This window comes from Phycicoccus sp. Root101, assembly GCF_001426245.1.
Taxonomy (GTDB): domain Bacteria; phylum Actinomycetota; class Actinomycetes; order Actinomycetales; family Dermatophilaceae; genus Pedococcus.
The window spans coordinates 428415-444260 of the sequence record NZ_LMCM01000006.1 but is presented as its reverse complement, the minus strand read 5'-3'; the positions used below and the strand labels follow the sequence as shown (position 1 = coordinate 444260).

The 15846-nt window shown below is 72.2% G+C and carries 16 protein-coding genes and 1 riboswitch; of the genes, 8 read left to right on the top strand and 8 right to left on the bottom strand.

Annotation, left to right across the window (positions count from 1 at the left end; translation table 11 throughout):
• Positions 1–3: 3 nt before the first annotated feature.
• Entirely contained in the window at positions 4–987 is a 984-nt protein-coding gene (locus ASC58_RS09480) for a universal stress protein (RefSeq protein WP_056919086.1), read from the bottom strand.
• A 135-nt stretch (positions 988–1122) separates the two neighbouring features.
• On the opposite strand from ASC58_RS09480, the gene ASC58_RS09475 reads away from it, so the two are divergent.
• Positions 1123–1767, top strand: a complete 645-nt coding sequence (locus ASC58_RS09475) for a CBS domain-containing protein (RefSeq protein WP_056919085.1) — start codon at positions 1123–1125, stop codon at positions 1765–1767.
• A gap of 68 nt (positions 1768–1835) precedes the next feature.
• On the opposite strand, the gene ASC58_RS09470 is transcribed toward ASC58_RS09475, so the two are convergent.
• Both ASC58_RS09470 and ASC58_RS09465 read right to left on the bottom strand, forming a co-directional pair.
• Positions 1836–2441, bottom strand: a complete 606-nt coding sequence (locus tag ASC58_RS09470) for a hypothetical protein (protein ID WP_157598415.1) — start codon at positions 2439–2441, stop codon at positions 1836–1838.
• Positions 2442–2513: 72 nt separating this feature from the next.
• Complete coding sequence (locus tag ASC58_RS09465) at positions 2514–2996, bottom strand: universal stress protein (protein WP_056919084.1); 483 nt, start codon at positions 2994–2996, stop codon at positions 2514–2516.
• A 161-nt stretch (positions 2997–3157) separates the two neighbouring features.
• Between ASC58_RS09465 and ASC58_RS09460 the strand changes: the two genes are divergently transcribed.
• Positions 3158–4882, top strand: coding sequence for a GAF domain-containing sensor histidine kinase (locus ASC58_RS09460; RefSeq protein ID WP_056919083.1), 1725 nt, complete (start codon positions 3158–3160; stop codon positions 4880–4882).
• A 67-nt stretch (positions 4883–4949) separates the two neighbouring features.
• Complete coding sequence (locus ASC58_RS09455) at positions 4950–5606, top strand: response regulator transcription factor (protein ID WP_056914554.1); 657 nt, start codon at positions 4950–4952, stop codon at positions 5604–5606.
• Positions 5607–5695: 89 nt separating this feature from the next.
• Here the strand turns inward: ASC58_RS09455 and ASC58_RS09450 are convergent, their stop codons facing one another.
• A complete protein-coding gene (locus ASC58_RS09450) occupies positions 5696–6178 on the bottom strand; it encodes a pyridoxamine 5'-phosphate oxidase family protein (RefSeq protein WP_056914553.1) in 483 nt (160 codons plus the stop codon).
• Between the two features lie 55 nt (positions 6179–6233).
• A complete protein-coding gene (locus tag ASC58_RS09445; RefSeq protein WP_056914552.1) occupies positions 6234–7112 on the bottom strand; it encodes a universal stress protein in 879 nt (292 codons plus the stop codon).
• Between the two features lie 134 nt (positions 7113–7246).
• Between ASC58_RS09445 and ASC58_RS09440 the strand changes: the two genes are divergently transcribed.
• Positions 7247–7699, top strand: a complete 453-nt coding sequence (locus tag ASC58_RS09440) for a pyridoxamine 5'-phosphate oxidase family protein (protein WP_056914551.1) — start codon at positions 7247–7249, stop codon at positions 7697–7699.
• A complete protein-coding gene (locus ASC58_RS09435; protein ID WP_056914550.1) occupies positions 7696–8637 on the top strand; it encodes a universal stress protein in 942 nt (313 codons plus the stop codon). The genes ASC58_RS09440 and ASC58_RS09435 overlap by 4 nt, the downstream gene beginning before the upstream one ends.
• 29 nt (positions 8638–8666) lie before the next feature.
• Here the strand turns inward: ASC58_RS09435 and ASC58_RS09430 are convergent, their stop codons facing one another.
• Together ASC58_RS09430 and ASC58_RS09425 are read right to left on the bottom strand one after the other, a co-directional pair.
• Positions 8667–9296, bottom strand: a complete 630-nt coding sequence (locus tag ASC58_RS09430) for an MBL fold metallo-hydrolase RNA specificity domain-containing protein (RefSeq protein WP_235529162.1) — start codon at positions 9294–9296, stop codon at positions 8667–8669.
• Positions 9297–9442: 146 nt separating this feature from the next.
• Positions 9443–10672, bottom strand: coding sequence for a DUF4185 domain-containing protein (locus ASC58_RS09425; protein ID WP_162246832.1), 1230 nt, complete (start codon positions 10670–10672; stop codon positions 9443–9445).
• 66 nt (positions 10673–10738) lie between these two features.
• A riboswitch (cobalamin riboswitch) is annotated at positions 10739–10993 on the top strand.
• A 129-nt stretch (positions 10994–11122) separates the two neighbouring features.
• On the opposite strand from ASC58_RS09425, the gene ASC58_RS09420 reads away from it, so the two are divergent.
• The 3 genes from ASC58_RS09420 (at position 11123) to ASC58_RS09410 (ending at position 14848) form a co-directional block, all read left to right on the top strand.
• Positions 11123–13528 carry a ribonucleoside-diphosphate reductase subunit alpha gene (locus ASC58_RS09420; RefSeq protein WP_056919081.1) on the top strand — a complete coding sequence of 802 codons (2406 nt, stop codon included), beginning with the start codon at positions 11123–11125 and terminating at the stop codon, positions 13526–13528.
• A complete protein-coding gene (locus ASC58_RS09415) occupies positions 13525–14568 on the top strand; it encodes a ribonucleotide-diphosphate reductase subunit beta (RefSeq protein WP_056914545.1) in 1044 nt (347 codons plus the stop codon). The genes ASC58_RS09420 and ASC58_RS09415 overlap by 4 nt, the downstream gene beginning before the upstream one ends.
• A gap of 73 nt (positions 14569–14641) precedes the next feature.
• Positions 14642–14848 carry a hypothetical protein gene (locus tag ASC58_RS09410; RefSeq protein WP_056914544.1) on the top strand — a complete coding sequence of 69 codons (207 nt, stop codon included), beginning with the start codon at positions 14642–14644 and terminating at the stop codon, positions 14846–14848.
• A gap of 6 nt (positions 14849–14854) precedes the next feature.
• On the opposite strand, the gene ASC58_RS09405 is transcribed toward ASC58_RS09410, so the two are convergent.
• Positions 14855–15838 carry a magnesium transporter CorA family protein gene (locus tag ASC58_RS09405; protein WP_056919080.1) on the bottom strand — a complete coding sequence of 328 codons (984 nt, stop codon included), beginning with the start codon at positions 15836–15838 and terminating at the stop codon, positions 14855–14857.
• Positions 15839–15846 lie beyond the last annotated feature (8 nt).

Below are 15846 nucleotides of genomic sequence, written 5' to 3'. Positions count from 1 at the left end.
CGGTCAGAGGCGTTCGCGCACCGGTGGCACAGGGAGCCGGATGCCCCTGGGGCTGTGGCCGTGCCGCTGGTGCTCCTCCGACGCCTCGCTCCCGGAGGGGTGCACGACGGCGACGGGGCAGTGGGCCGCCCTGACGACGGCCTGCGACACCGAACCCTTGACCCAACCCGAGACGACGCCGCGCCCACGGGTGCCCACCACGAGCAGGCAGGCGTTCTCGCTCAGCCGGGCCAGCTCCTCGACGGGGTGTCCCTGCACCACCGACCGTCGGACGTCGACGTCGGGGTACTGCTCCCCGAACCCGGCGAGGGCCTCGGACGTGACCGACCGCTCCTGCTCACCGGCCTGCTCCCAGTCGACCGACCACGCCATGGAGGCCGAGGCGCCCTCGACCGCGTCGAGCTGCCAGGTGTGCACGACGGTGATCCCGACCCCGCGGGAGGCCGCCTGCTCGAAGGCGAAGGCGAGTGCGGCCACCGAGGTCTCGGTGCCGTCGACGCCGACCACGACCCGCGCGTCCGGGACGGAACGGGTCGCCGCCTCGTGGACCACGACGACCGGGCTGTGCGCGTGGGCGCAGACGTGGGTGGAGACCGAACCCATGAGCAGGCCCCGCAGGGGACCGAGCCCGCGCGCCCCGACCACGACCAGGGCGGCGTCGCGTGAGGCGCCCACCAGGGCCTCGGCCGGCGACCCGGCGCCCGTCTCCACGGCGACCTCGAGCCCGGGGTGTGCACTGCGGACGCGCGCCGCAGCCTGTGTGGCGGCGTCGACCGCTGCCCTCCTGACCGAGTCGTCGAGGTCCGTCACGACGGTCCCCCCGGGCACGCCGGCCCTGACGGCGGGGTAGGTCGGCAGCGAGTAGGTGTGCACGACCAGCAGTCGGCAGCGGCTGCGGGCGGCTTCGACGGCAGCCCACTCGAGGGCCAGCTCGCTGGTGTGGGACAGGTCGATGCCGACGACCACGGTGCGGTGGTTGGTGTCCATGGAGTGCTCCTGGTTCTCGTCTCTGTGGAGTCCACGGTGGCTGCGAGATCCCTGTCGGCACAGGGCACTTGGTCCCTGTGCCGCTCCATCGACGACCGACAGGGTGGGGTCACCACTTCCCTCGAAGGAGACTCCATGCTGGTGCGCGAGCTCATGACCGTCCCGGCCCACAGCGTCCGCACGGGGAGCACCCTCGAGCTGGCGATCCAGCTGCTGGCCCGGGCCAAGCTGTCCGCGCTCCCCGTCGTCGATGCCGACCACCGGGTGGTCGGCATCGTCAGCGAGGCCGACATCCTGCGGCTGCACCTCACCCCGGACCCGCGGGCGCACCTGCGTCCCATGGAGATCGAGGCCGGGCCGTGGCCACGGCTCGTGGACGAGGTGATGACCCCCGACCCCGTGACCGTGCTGGAGACCTCGGACGTGGCGGAGCTCGGGCAGCTGCTGGCCGACACCGGCTGGAAGAGTGTTCCCGTGACCCGGGACCGGGTCCTGGTCGGGATGGTCAGCCGCAGCGACATCCTGCAGTCGATGACCACGTCGGACAGCGTGATCCGCCGGCACCTCACGAGGGAGTTCGCAGCCCTGGGCCGGGCCCGCTGGTCGGTGAGCGTCGCCGAGGGCGAGGTGACGGTGTCCGGCACGCGGGGTGGGCGCGAGGCCCGCCTCGCGCAGGTGATGGCGTCGGCGGTCGCCGGGGTGCGCCGCGTGGTCGTCACCGGTGGCGTGGTCGGTGACCAGGACCCCTCGAGCGGTCAGCCGGGTGGTGCGGGCGCCTGACGCGAGCCGGACGGAGGACGACCGCGACACCGGAGGTGGTGCCGCGGTCGTCCTCGAGCCGGCTGGTGCTAGCGCAGCCAGCGGTGGTGCCGCACGACGGTCAGGCGGTTCCACGCCCTCCCTAGACCGAGGTGCTTCCCGGCACCCGAGGCGAGCAGGACGACCAGGGCCAGGGCGTACACGAGGTGGTCGTCCATGAAGGGGTTGTTGTCCGGGGGCAGGTAGGCGCTCCACATCATCACCAGCATGGCCGAGCCGGCCACGGTCGCGATGCGCATCCCCACGCCGAGGACCAACGCGACGCCGATGCCGAACAGGCCGAGCATGAACAGCCAGTCGGCCCAGGCCGCGCCGGCGAAGCTGCCGTAGAAGTCCTTGAGCGGTCCGGCGGTCCCGAACGTCAGGAACCCCTTGGTGGGTGAGCCCCCGTTGACCCAGGCGGCATCGCCGAACCGGTCGACCACGCCGGTCTTGGCGTCCCTCCCGGTGGCGAACCCGAGGGCGAACAGCTTGTCCAGGAAGGCCCACAGGAACACCCATCCCAGGGCGAGGCGAAGGAGTCCGAGGGCGGTACCCAGACCCTGCTGCTGGGAGGGTTCCTGAGGCGCCTTGGTGGTACTGGTCGATCCGCGGTGGCGCGAGATGGTGGACATCGTCTTCTCCTTGTCAGGCATGGCTGGGGCCGTTGGGACGGGGTCGAGCGACCCCTCCCTCGGCGCCGTGGCGCCAAGGGCCCAGTCATGACGTTAGGAGCCGGATGCCGCTGTCTCCCAGTGGCTTTGGTCCCTGACGTTCGATGTGGCGGCACGCGGCACGACGTGCACCGGGCACCGTGCGTGCGCCGAGCAGTAGGCACCCACCTGCGTCCCACCGGGACCCGTGTCGTCGCTGCTCCGGTCCTGCCCCACGACCAGCCCGACGGCCTTGGAGCTGCGCTCGACGAGGACGACCGCGGGGTCGCCGGCGGGTGACTCGAAGGTCACGCCACGGTGCTTCCCGTGGCGCAACGCCTTGAGCCCGGCCGCGAACGTCGCGCTCTCGGCCTCGGCCCGCTCGGTGGGGTCGAGCCCCACCGGCACGACCTGGACGAACCGGATCGAGGCGCCCAGGCTCGCGGCCAGCTCGACCCCCCGGACGGCGACACCCAGTGCCATGCCGTCGTTGACGAGGCCGACGACCACCTCTCGCGCGGTCGGGTCGGGGTGGCTGGGTCGAGGCACGTTGGTCATGGGGCCAGTCTCTGCGAACCTGCGCGCGGACCGACACGGGCGAAGGTCCCGCCCACCGTCGCCCGTCGAGGTCCGGCACCGGGCACGGCCGGTGTGCCGCCGCAGCGGTGCCGTTCGCGGCACACCGGTCCCGCGCCGCCGGCCCGGCCTATCCTCGGGCCATGGACCCCGGCGAACCCCACGCAGTCCCTGTCCCGTCCTCACCGCAGACCGATGGCCTGCTGGACGCGGTCATCGCGGTCAGCGCCGGGCTCGAGCTCTCCGAGGTGCTCACGCGCATCGTCCGGTCCGCGTGCACGCTGGTGGGCGCCCGGTACGGCGCTCTGGGGGTCCTGGCACCGGATCGCGACCACCTGATGGAGTTCATCACCCACGGCCTGGGGGAGGAGGAACGGCAACGGATCGGCGACCCACCCCGCGGGCACGGCGTGCTCGGCCTGCTCATCCGCGACCCGCGTCCGCGCCGGATCGCCGACATCACGTCCCACCCCGACTCGTACGGGTTCCCGCCCAACCACCCGCCGATGAGCAGCTTCCTCGGCGCACCGATCCGCGTCCGGGACGAGGTGTTCGGCAACCTGTACCTGGCGGTGAAGGAGGGGGCGCCCGAGTTCTCCGACGAGGACCAGGAGCTCGTCGTGGCCCTGGCCGCTGCCGCGGGTGTGGCCATCGAGAACGCCCGCCTCTACGAACGCACCCAGGTCCAGCGCCAGTGGGCGCAGGCCGTGGCCGACGTGACCCAGGCGCTGCTCGAGGGGGAGACCGAGACCGCCGCCCTGGGGGTCGTCGCCGACCAGGTCTGCCGCGTGTCGGGTGCGAGGGCCTGCGCCATCGCCCTGGAGCGCGAAGGGCTGCCGCCGGTGGTCGCAGTGGTGCACCGGCGTGACAGCGGTGCCGTCGAGATCCCTGACGGGAGAGGCGATTTCGGCACCCTGACCGGACCGCACTGGGAGCAGGTGCGTGACGTCCGCCAGCCCCTGCTGCTCATCCCGGGGGAGCAGCAGGCCGCGGTGGCGGAGATCGTCGACGACGTCGTGGCCATCACCGGGGTCGAGAGCTCCGGCCCGACCGCGCTCGTGCCGATCGTCGCCGGAGCCACCCCCGTGGGGGCCTTGCTGGTCTGCTGGGAGTCGGCCGACCAGGACGTGGCGTCCGGGGTGCTCGGGCCGTTGCAGGAGTTCGCCCAGCACGTGGGACTCGCGCTGGTGGCGGCCAGCGCCCAGAAGGACCGGGCCGTGGTCGCCCTGCTGGAGGACCGGGAGCGCATCGCCCGGGACATGCACGACCACGTGATCCAGCGGCTCTTCGCCACGGGGCTGTCCCTCCAGGCCAGCGGGCGGCTGGCGCAGCACCCGATGGTGCGGTCCCGGCTCGAGGAGGCGGTGGGGGAGCTCGACCTCGCCATCAAGGACATCAGGCAGGCCATCTACCAGCTGACCCCCCTCCCGGCGCCGACCGGCCTGCGGGGTCGGCTGGAGGAGCTGGTCGGCAGCTACACCGACGTGCTGGGCTTCGCGGCGCGGCTGGAGCTGTTCGGTGAGGCCGTGGGCATCACCCCGGAGCAGGAGCAGGACGTGGCGGCGGTGGTCCGCGAGGGTCTGGCCAACGTGGCCCGTCACGCGCAGGCGACCTCGGCGACGGTCCGGGTGTCGATGGGGCCGAGCCTCGAGGTCGTCATCGTCGACGACGGCGTCGGCGCACCGGCGACCGGCCGGCGCAGCGGCCTGGCCAACCTCGCCGAGCGCGCTGCGGCCCGGGGCGGTCAGTGCGCCGTCAGTGCCGCACACCCGTGCGGCACCCGCCTCACGTGGAGCGTCCCCACGGGCGGCGGTGCGGCCCCTGCCGGTCGTGCTGCCCGACCGGGGGGACCATGGTCCCGGGCGTGAGCGCCGCCAGGTGTCATCGTGGTCTCGGCGTCATCGTCGCCACCACCAGCACGCCCGAAGGAGCACCATGACGACGATCTTCCTCCTGGACGACCACGAGATCGTGCGCCGTGGCCTGCGTGAGCTGCTCGAGGGCACACCGGGTTTCACGGTGATCGGGGAGTCGGGGTCGGCCCAGGAGGCCGCCCGTCGCATCCCGGCGCTGCGCCCCGACGTGGCGATCTTCGACGCCCGGCTCCCCGACGGGTCCGGGATCGAGGCGTGCCGCCAGGTGCGGTCGGTCGACCCGTCCATCGCCGGGCTGATCCTGACGTCGTTCGACGACGACACCGCGCTCACGGCTGCGATCCTGGCCGGTGCCGCCGGGTACCTGCTCAAGGACATCCGTGGCAACGGTCTCGTCGAGGCCATCGAGCGGGTCGCCCGCGGCGAGAACCTGCTGGACCCCGAGCGGGCACGTCGGGTGCGCACCGACTGGTCGCAGGACCACGACGCCGACCCCCGGCTGCGGTCCCTCAGCCCCCAGGAGCGCCGCATCCTCGACCACATCGCCGCAGGGCTGACCAACCGCCAGATCGGCGAGGCCATGTCCCTGGCGGAGAAGACGGTGAAGAACTACGTCACGTCGGTCCTGGCCAAGATGAACATGGAGCGACGCACGCAGGCCGCCGTCTACGTCGCCACCCACGGCGCCGGTGGTCGCGGCGGGCGCGCCGTCCCGTAGGCGACCGGGAAGGCATCCGCGGGGCCGGGTCCACCACCGAGCCCACCACGAGCCCACCTTCGAGCGCACCTTCGAGCCCACCACCGACGTCAGCCGGGCAGGAGCATCCGACCGGTGACCTGACGGGTGGACACCCGGACCCAGCGCGCCTCGCGCTCGTCGAGCCTGACCCACGGACGACGGGCAAGCGAGACCAGCCGAGCGGCCTCGGCCTCGTCGGTGACGACCGCGGCCGTCCCGTGCACGAGCACGGACCAGCCCGAACGGGCTGCCGCGTCCCACTCGTCGACCTGGAAGGACACGGCGTCCCCGTCCAGCGCGGCCTGGATCTTGGAGCCTCCGGCGGTCCGGAAGCAGATGTCCACCCCGTCGAGCAGGTGGTTGACGGGGAGCACCGCGATCTCGCCGTCGAGTGGGAACGCCAGGCGGCCGACGGGGGCCGCCCCCAGACGGTTCAGGCAGTCCTCCAGGTCGAGGACCCGCAGGCCCGTGTGGTCGGTGGCGTATGCGGTGCCCGGCCCTTCCCGAGGGACGGCGCCGGGGACGGCGGGGGAGGTGTCGAGGTCGTTCATGGGAGCTCCTTGTCCGAAGGGGTGGACGGGGTGGCAGGGGTGCCGCCCCCGGTGGTCAGGGGGTGCCCGGATGGCTGGACGGCACGACGGTCAGGGGGCACCGGGCGTGCGTCACGAGCGACGCGCTCACCGAACCCAGGAGCAGACCCCGGAAGCCACCGCGGCCGCGTGTCCCGACGACGAGCAACTGGGCGTCGCGCGACTCCTCGGCGAGGATCGTCGCGGCGTGGCCGCGGACGAGGGTGGTGGCGACGTGGACGTCGGGGTACTTCTCCTGCCACCCGGCCAGCATCTCGGCGACCTCGAGTCGTTGGGACTCGGCGACGTCGCGCCACTCGCCCTCCCAGTCGCGCCCCGACAGGAACGGGTCGGGCTCCTCCCACCACCACGTGTGGACAGCGAGCAGGGGAGCCTCGCGGGAGGAGGCCTCGGCGAACGCCCAGGCGACAGCGGGCATCGACTGCTCCGAGGCGTCCACGCCGACGACGACCGGTCCGTGGGCCTTCCAGTCACCCCGGTGCGGAGCCAGCAGCACGGGGCAGCGGGCGTGCGCGGCGACGGCGCGACTGGTCGAGCCCAGGAGCAGCCCGGAGGCGCGGCCGAGACCACCCGAGTCGACGACGACGAGGTCGGCCGTCCGGCTGGCGTCGACGAGCGCTGCAGCCGGGTCGGCGACGACGGTCCCGCGGGTCACCTCGAGGTCGGGCGCGGCCTCGCGCGCCTGACGGGCTGCCGCCTCGGCGACGAGGTCCTGCGCCTCCAGCCGCTCGGTCGTCCAGGGCACGATCCCCACACCTGTCGCGTGCAGGACGTGCAGGGGCCGACGCAGGCGACGGGCCTCCTCGACGGCGACGTCCAGCGCCCGGTGGGCGGCCGCCGACCCGTCGACCCCGACGACCACGGCGTGCCGCGGTGGTTCGTCCAACCTGTTCATGACCAGCTCCTCTCGCTCTCCTGCCTGCCCACGGTCGCCCTGAGGGGGCATCGGCGGGAGGGGCGAAGGTCCCGGACGTGGGCACGGGACCTTCGCCCCATACGGCTGTTGCGGGCCGGGAGGACGCTGCTGTCATGACCACGAGCACCGCACCCGCCACCCACGAGATCCCCCGGCACGAGTGCTGGGCCCTGCTGCGCGAGGCCGTCGTCGGACGGCTCGCGACGGCCATCGACGGCCAGCCGGAGATCTTCCCGGTCAACCACGTCGTCGACCACGCGTCGATCGTCATCCGCACCGCTGCCGGCACCAAGCTCGAGAGCGCCCTGGGCCACCTCGTGGCGTTCGAGGTCGACGGGTACGACGTGGCCACCGCCACTGCGTGGAGCGTCGTCGTCAAGGGCCGGGCGGCCGAGGTGTCCCGGCTGCACGACGTCCTCGAGGCCCTGTCCCTGCCGCTGTTCCCGTGGCACGACTCGGTGAAGCCGCACTTCCTGCGGGTCGAGGCGGACGAGGTCAGCGGGCGTCGGTTCGCCGTCGCCGGCGGCGTCCACCGCAGCGAGCCGTCCGGCCCGGCGACACCATGACGACGCGGCCGGAGGAGGGCCTGGCGGTCGTCGTCGGGTGCGACGGGTCCTGGGAGTCCGTCGAGGCGGTCGACGTGGCCGTCGAGGAGGCTCGGCGCCGAGCGCTCCCGCTGGTCGTCCTCACCGTCGAGGACGGTCGCGGCGCCGGGCTGCACGACCTGCGCGACTGGTCCCGGGCGAGCGCCGAAGGCGCGCTGTGGGCCGGTGCGATCGGGTGTCGTGCGCTCGAGCGCGTGGGCGACCGGGTCCCTGTCACGGCCCTCACCGCCACGGAGGTGGACTCCCCCCAGCTCGACGGGCTCGCCGGGGGGACGGCCCTGCTCGTCGTGGGCCGGCACGGCTCCGGGGGACTCGGGGCCTTCGCCTCCGGCTCGACCAGCGAACAGCTCGTCCGCCGCCTTCGGTGCCCCGTGCTCGTGGCCGGCCCGAGGCCCGGGGCTGGCGCGGTCCACCGGGTCGGCGGGCCGCACCCGGTGGTCGTCGTGGGCGTCGACGACGAACCGAGCGCCGCCGTCGTGCTGCGTGTCGCCGTCGAGGCGGCCCAGCTCCGGGGCTGGGCCCTCACGGTCGTGCACGCCGTCCCGCGGACGGACACCGAGCTGCACCTGCTCGCGCGGGGTGTCTGGGAGCGGCACGGCGACCTCCTGTTGGCCCAGCGGTCGCCCGACCACTCCCTGGCCCGGGTCGTCGTCGAGGTCGAACGACCGGTGCCGGCGCTGCTGTCCCACGCCGGACCCCACGACCTGGTCGTCGTGGGGACCCACGGGGAAGGTCGGCTCGCAGGACTCATCAGCGGGTCCGTCGCCCGTGGCGTCCTCGACCGGATGCCCTGCGACGTGCTGGTCGTCCCGCCCCACGTCGTCGCGCCCGACGCCGTCCCGGTGCCCCGACCCGACCAGGTCGCGGCCGCCGCGGTCGAACCCGACCGCCGGCACTGATCCCCGCCGGCACTGATCCCCGCCGGTCCTCAGGGGACGACGACGCGCTCCCCGAGGCGCGCGACGACGACCGTCGCACCCGTCTCCCGACGCAACCGGTCGGCCAGCGCGGCGGCGGCCTGCGGCTCGCCGTGCGTCACGAAGACCGCCTCGGGCGGCTGGACGAGACCGATGACCCACGCGACCAGCTCGTCGGCGTCGGCGTGTACCGAGAAGCCCTGGTCCTGGACGACCTCGGCCCGCACCCGGACGTACGCCCCGGCGATCTTGACCTCGTGGGCGCCCTCGGCGAGCGCCCGACCCCGGGTGCCGACGGCCTGGTAGCCCGTCAGGACGACGGTGTTGCGGCGGTCAGGGAGGAGGGTGCGCAGGTGGTGCACGACCCTCCCGCCGGACGCCATCCCGGACGAGGAGACGATGATGCTCGGCTCCTTGGGGCGGTTGACCCGTTCCGACTCCTGTGCGGTCGGGAGGGTGCGCAACCCCGGCAGCTGCACGAGGTCGTCGCTGACGCCGACCCGCGCGGGGGACGGGTGCAGCTCGACGGGGACCAGGTCCCGGACCGCGCACGACACGAGCCGGAGGGCCCGCCCTCCCCGCGAGGGGGTGTGGGGCGCGGACGTCGTCGGGGACTCGGTCGGGGACTCGGTCGGGCACATGGTCGGAGACTCGGTCGGGCACATGCTCGGGCTCCTCGCTCGAGAGCGGTGGTGCACCTGTGCTCACCCCACTGTCGTCGTCGGTGGCGACACCCGGGCAGAGACCTAGGTCCCTTCCCGCGGGCCGCAGCGAGGTCCTGCCGCGGTCAGGGGCGGTCGATCTCCGCGAACACCGGGCGCCCCAGGGTGGGCTGGGACAGCAGTCGACCGAAGTCGGTGGTGTTGCGCGAGATCGAGATGAGGAGCCGTCCGTCTGCCAGCCGTATGCCGGGATGGGCCAGGGGTGCGTAACGCAGCTGCCCGGCGGGGTCGCGGAACTCGGCACGGACCCCACGCCTCGGGGTCCACGGCCCGGTGGGCGAGCCCGACGTCCACGAGTAGACCGTGCTGCCGAGGTCGCCGTCGCGCTTCGAGACGACGACGAAACGCCCGTCCACGACGTCGACCGACAGGGTCTGCGACACCCCACCCTCAGCCGGGAGCACAGCCGTCGCGGAGTCGGGGTCGAGCGACCAGCGCACGCCGTCCCAGAACTGCCAGGTGCCGCGGTCCCGCGCGTCGGCGGCCGGGGCGCGGGCGACGTACAGGGCTCGTCCGAAGGAGGTCCGCCCGGGCAACCGCGTGCCGTAGACGTAGATCCACCGACCCTGGACCGTCATCGCCGAACCCCAGTTGACCTGGTCGGCCGCCGTGCTGTCCGGGGTGATGTCGAGCTGGCTCTGCAGCTGCGGAGACCCGGCCGTCGTGGCGTCGAAAACCGTTGCGCTGCTACCGAGATACGTGAAGTCGAGAGCGCCGGCCGTGCCTCTGCGGATGCGCGCCGAGATGACCACGAGCAGGGTCCGATCGCCGCGTCGCAGGGTGGCGACGGACATGGGCCAGTGCACGACACCGTCCTCGCGGTCGCGGATGACCGGACCACTGTCCCGCGTCTGCACCTGCGAGGTGCACAAGCCGCTCGTCACCAGCATCGAGTTGGCGACGACCCGGGGACGGACGTCATCGCGACGGACGGTGTCGCCGAAGACCCACACGATCCGACCGTCCGGCAGCCTCGTGCTGGCGCCGATGTCACCGGCCTGCCACAGGGGCAGGTCGAGCCCGGCGACGACGCGGTTGAGCTCGTCCACCGTCACCGCCGGCGGGGTCGTGCCCGTGACCACCGGGCACGAGGGCGTGAGCCGCGGGTATGCCGCCTGCGTCGAGACCCGGGGTCCGGTCCCGCCGCCGGTCCGCGAGGGCGTCGCGGTGCACCCGGCCAGCGTCGTGGCGGCGAGCACCAGCGCGAGGACTCGCCTCCGTCCGGTGGCCGGGGCTGTCGAAGGGGCAGCCGACGGGTGGCGGACCGGTCGCCGGGGCCGGGGGAGTGCGGGCACGGAGGAAGCGTAGGGCGGCGACACGCGGACCCCACATGTGGTGCTGTCAATCGCCCCCGTCACCCGCATATGGTGTGTCTCGCTGGTCCGGGTCCCGTGCACACGGGACCCGGGGCAAGAGGGAACCCGGTGCGAGTCCGGGACTGCCCCGCAGCGGTGAGTGGAAACGACAGTCGTCACCAAGCACTGCACGCCTCGGCGTGTGGGAAGCGACGGCCAGTAGGTGTCTCGCCGGGTCCCAGGACCGTCCACGGACGGTCGGGGGAGCCGGCAACGACGGGTCCACGAGTCCGAAGACCTGCCAGCGGCCGCGCACACCGTGCGCGGTTGAGTCGTGGCCTCGAGGGTGGGTCACCCGGCTTCTGCAGTCCCGTGTCGGTGTGCCGGCACGGCTGCGTCGTCGTCCCCCTCGCGCCCGCGGCACCGATTCGCTCGCGAGGAGAGAGCAGGATGACCCAGACCCCCGTGGTCGACCCGTCGACCACCAGCACCACCCCCACCCGTCGGACGAGCATGGCCGTGCGCAAGCGCAACGGCGACAGCGAACCCGTCGACGTCATGAAGATCGTCCGCGCCGTCGAGCGCTGGTGCGACGACCTCGGCGAGGTCGACCCCATGGCGATCGCCACCCGCACGATCAGCGGCCTCTACGACGGTGCGACGACCGCCGAGCTCGACCGCCTGTCCATCCAGACCGCTGCGGAGATGACGGCGAGCGAGCCGGAGTACTCGCGGCTCGCCGCGCGCCTGCTGTCCAACTACATCGACAAGGAGGTGCGCGGACAGCAGATCGCGTCGTTCAGCCAGGCCGTCCGCCTCGGCCACCTCGAGGGCCTCATCGGCGACGAGACGGCCGCCTTCGTGGAGGCCAACGCCCGCAAGCTCGACCACGCCGTCGACGTGTCGAACGACCGTCGCTTCGAGTACTTCGGGCTGCGGACCGTGTACGACCGCTACCTGCTGCGGCACCCCGAGACCCGCAGCGTCATCGAGACCCCGCAGTACTTCCTGCTGCGCGTCGCCTGCGGCCTCTCGCGCACCCCGCAGGAGGCCATCGCCTTCTACCGGCTGATGGCATCGCTGGCCTACCTGCCCAGCTCGCCCACACTGTTCAACTCCGGCACGCGGCACACCCAGATGTCCTCGTGCTACCTCGTGGACTCGCCGCAGGACCAGCTCGAGTCGATCTACGACCGCTACGCCCAGGTCGCGAAGCTCTCGAAGTTCGCTGGGGGCATTGGGATCTCGTGGTCCCGGGTCCGCTCGCGAGGCGCCCTGATCCGGGGCACGAACGGCCACTCCAACGGCATCGTCCCGTGGCTGCGCACGCTCGACTCGTCGGTCTCCGCCGTCAACCAGGGCGGCCGTCGCAAGGGTGCGGCCTGTGTCTACCTCGAGCCGTGGCACCCCGACATCGAGGAGTTCCTCGAGCTGCGTGACAACACCGGCGAGGACGCACGGCGCACCCACAACCTCAACCTCGCCAACTGGATCCCCGACGAGTTCATGCGCCGGGTGGAGGCGGACGAGCAGTGGAGCCTGGTCGACCCCGACCAGGTGCCCGAGCTCCCCGACCTGTGGGGCCCCGCCTTCGAGGCCGCGTATGCCGCCGCGGAGCGCGACGGCCGCGTGGTGCGCACCGTCAGCGCGCGCGAGCTCTACGGCAAGATGATGCGGACCCTCGCCCAGACGGGCAACGGCTGGATGACGTTCAAGGACGCCAGCAACCGCACCTGCAACCAGACCAGCGACGACCAGGTGGTTGGCTCACCGGTGGTCCACCTGTCCAACCTCTGCACGGAGATCATCGAGGTCTCCAGCAACGACGAGACCGCGGTCTGCAACCTCGGCTCGGTCAACCTCGCCCAGCACCTCACCACCGGCCGCGATGCCGTCGACTGGGCGAAGCTGCGCGCCACCGTCCGCACCGCGGTGACCTACCTCGACCGGGTCATCGACATCAACTACTACCCGAGCGAGGAGTCGGCGGCCTCCAACCCGCGCTGGCGCCCCGTGGGACTCGGGGTGATGGGGCTGCAGGACGTCTTCTTCGCCCTGCGGCTGCCGTTCGACTCCGACGAGGCCAAGGAGCTGTCCACCCGCATCGCCGAGGAGGTCTACCTCTCGGCGCTCGAGCGGTCGACCGAGCTGGCCTCCGTGCACGGTCCGCACCCTGCATACGAGCAGACGCGCGCGGCTCGCGGCGATCTCCAGCCGGACCTCTGGGACGTGACCCCGACGCAGGCGGAGCGTTGGACGGAGCTGCGGAAGGCCATCAAAGAAAACGGTCTTCGCAACTCCCTGCTCATCGCCATCGCGCCGACGGCGACCATCGCGTCGATCGCCGGGGTGTACGAGTGCATCGAGCCGCAGGTGTCGACGCTGTTCAAGCGGGAGACGCTGTCGGGGGAGTTCCTCCAGGTCAACACGGCGTTGGTGCGCGAGCTCAAGGCGCGCGACCTGTGGACCCCCGAGGTGCGTGAGGCGATCAAGCGCAGCGAGGGGTCGGTGCAGGGCATCACGGCGATCCCCGAGGACGTCCGCCACCTCTTCCGCACGGCGTGGGAGCTGCCGCAGAAGGCGCTCATCGAGCTGGCGGCCGCGCGCCAGCCGTACATCGACCAGAGCCAGTCGCTCAACCTCTTCCTCGCGTCACCGACCATCGGGAAGCTCAGTTCGATGTACCTCTACGCGTGGAAGGCCGGGCTCAAGACGACCTACTACCTGAGGTCCCGCCCGGCCACGCGCATCCAGCAGGCCACGATCGGCCTGACCGCCGCCCCACCCACCGTCACCGACGAGGCAGCCATCGCGTGCTCCCTCGAGAACCCCGAGAGCTGCGAGGCCTGCGAATGACCACCACGACCGACACCACCACGACCGGCCCGACCGCCACGAAGATGCTGCTCGACCCCGGGATGAACCTCACCCTGCGGCCGATGCGCTACCCGCACTTCTACGAGCGGTACCGCGACGCCATCAAGAACACCTGGACCGTGGAGGAGGTGGACCTGCACAGCGACCTCAAGGACCTCCAGCGGCTCACGGCGGCCGAACGACACCTCGTCAGCCGTTTGGTGGCGTTCTTCGCGACCGGCGACACGATCGTCGCGAACAACCTCGTCCTCAACCTCTACCAGCACGTCAACTCACCGGAGGGACGGCTCTACCTCAGCCGTCAGCTGTTCGAGGAGGCCGTGCACGTGCAGTTCTACCTGACGCTGCTCGACACCTACGTGCCTGACGAGAAGGAGCGGCACGAGGCGTTCGCCGCGGTCGACAACATCCCGTCGATCAAGGCCAAGGCGGACTTCTGCTTCGAGTGGATCGACACCGTGTTCGAGCTCGACCAGCTCGAGACGCGTGAGCACCGCAGGGCGTTCCTGCTCAACCTGATCTGCTTCGCCGCGTGCATCGAGGGGTTGTTCTTCTACGGCGCCTTCGCGTACGTCTACTTCCTGCGGTCCCGGGGTCTGCTCAACGGGCTGGCCAGCGGCACCAACTGGGTGTTCCGCGACGAGTCGATGCACATGGCGTTCGCCTTCGACGTCGTCGACACGGTGCGGGCCGAGGAGCCCGACCTGTTCGACGACGAGCTCGCCGACCAGGTGCGGGCGATGATCCGGGCCGCCGTGGACGCCGAGGCGCAGTTCGCCGAGGACCTGCTCGGCGGGGGAGTGGCGGGCCTGTCCACCGCGGACATGCGCACGTACCTCGAGTCGGTCGCCGACCGACGGCTCGAGCAGCTCGGCCTCGCGCCGGAGTACGGCTCGAAGAACCCGCTGGCGTTCATGGAGCTCCAGGACGTGCAGGAGCTGTCGAACTTCTTCGAGCGCCGCGTGTCCGCCTACCAGATGGGGGTCAGCGGCTCGGTCGGGTTCGACGAGGACTTCTGAGCCCTGGTCGGGCGCCTCGCGAGGGAGAGGCGCCCGACCAGCCGCGGAGGCGGTGCGGGGTTAGGGTCGCGGTATGAAGCCTGTGCGCGTGGCCCTCGGTGCCTTCCTCGTCCTCATCGGGGTGGTCTGGTTCCTCCAGGGCATCGACGTCCTCGGCGGCAGCGTGATGAGCGGCGTGACCCTGTGGGCCGTCATCGGCCCGGTCGTCGCGGTCGTCGGGGTCGTGCTGGCCCTCAGCGGCCTGCGGGGCGGTCGTCACCGCACCCTCCACGAGGACTGACCGAGGTCACCACCAGCCCTGGCGGCGGGCCCAGCGCAGCAGCCAGAGGCTGATCGACGTCATCACGGCGAGGACGACGACGAGCTGGACCCAGTGGGTGCTCTGGTTGACGATCACGTTCATCCCGTAGACCGAGGCGATGGCGGTGACCGGCAGCGTGATCGCGGCGATGACCGCCAGCCGCTCCATCGCCACGGTCATCTTCGTCGTGACCCGGGTCTGGTAGAGCTCGATGACGCCGAACAGGAACGCGCTCTCGCCGTCGGCGAGGCTGCGCACCCGGTCGAACTGCTCACTCAGGTCCTGGGCATGGCGCCGGGACTGCGTGGAGGAGAAGCGGTCCAGCGAGGCGAGCCTGCCGAAGATCTCGTGGGCCTGCCCCGCCTGCGTCCGGGAGATCAGGAGCTCGTGGCGGAGGAGGAACAGCTGCTCGAGCAGCACCTCCGGCTGCCGGAAGTCCGATCCCATGACCTGCATCTCGAGGGCGGGGAGACGGGCTGCCACCGAGCGCACCACCTCGCTCTGCCGCCGCGCCATGGCCGACCCGATCGCGTACGAGAGGTCCCCGGGAGTGGTGGGCCGGAGCCGTCCCGCGGCGATGCGTTCGCGGACGGCATCGGTCTGGGCGGTGGCCTCGGACGCGGGGACGGCGGGGTTGCGTGGGCCGTGGACGGTGACGAGGTAGCGGGCACCGACGAGCTGGTCGAGCTCGAGCATGTGGACGTGCCCGCCCTCCCCGGGGAGCGGCGTGTGCACGACGACGAAGGTGTGGTCCTCGTACCCGTGGACCGTCGGGACGAAGTTGCGCTCTCGGCAGGCCTTGAGCACCAACGGGTGCGCGTGGAGCACGTCCCGCAGGACGTGCTCCACCTCGTCGTCGAAGTCCGGGGCGTCCACCCAGACGAAGCCCTCGGGGCGGGCCAGCAGCGCGGCGATGTCCGAGGACGGGTGAGGTTCGATCCCGTCCGCCGTCACCAGCCAGGTGTCCACCGGTCCCG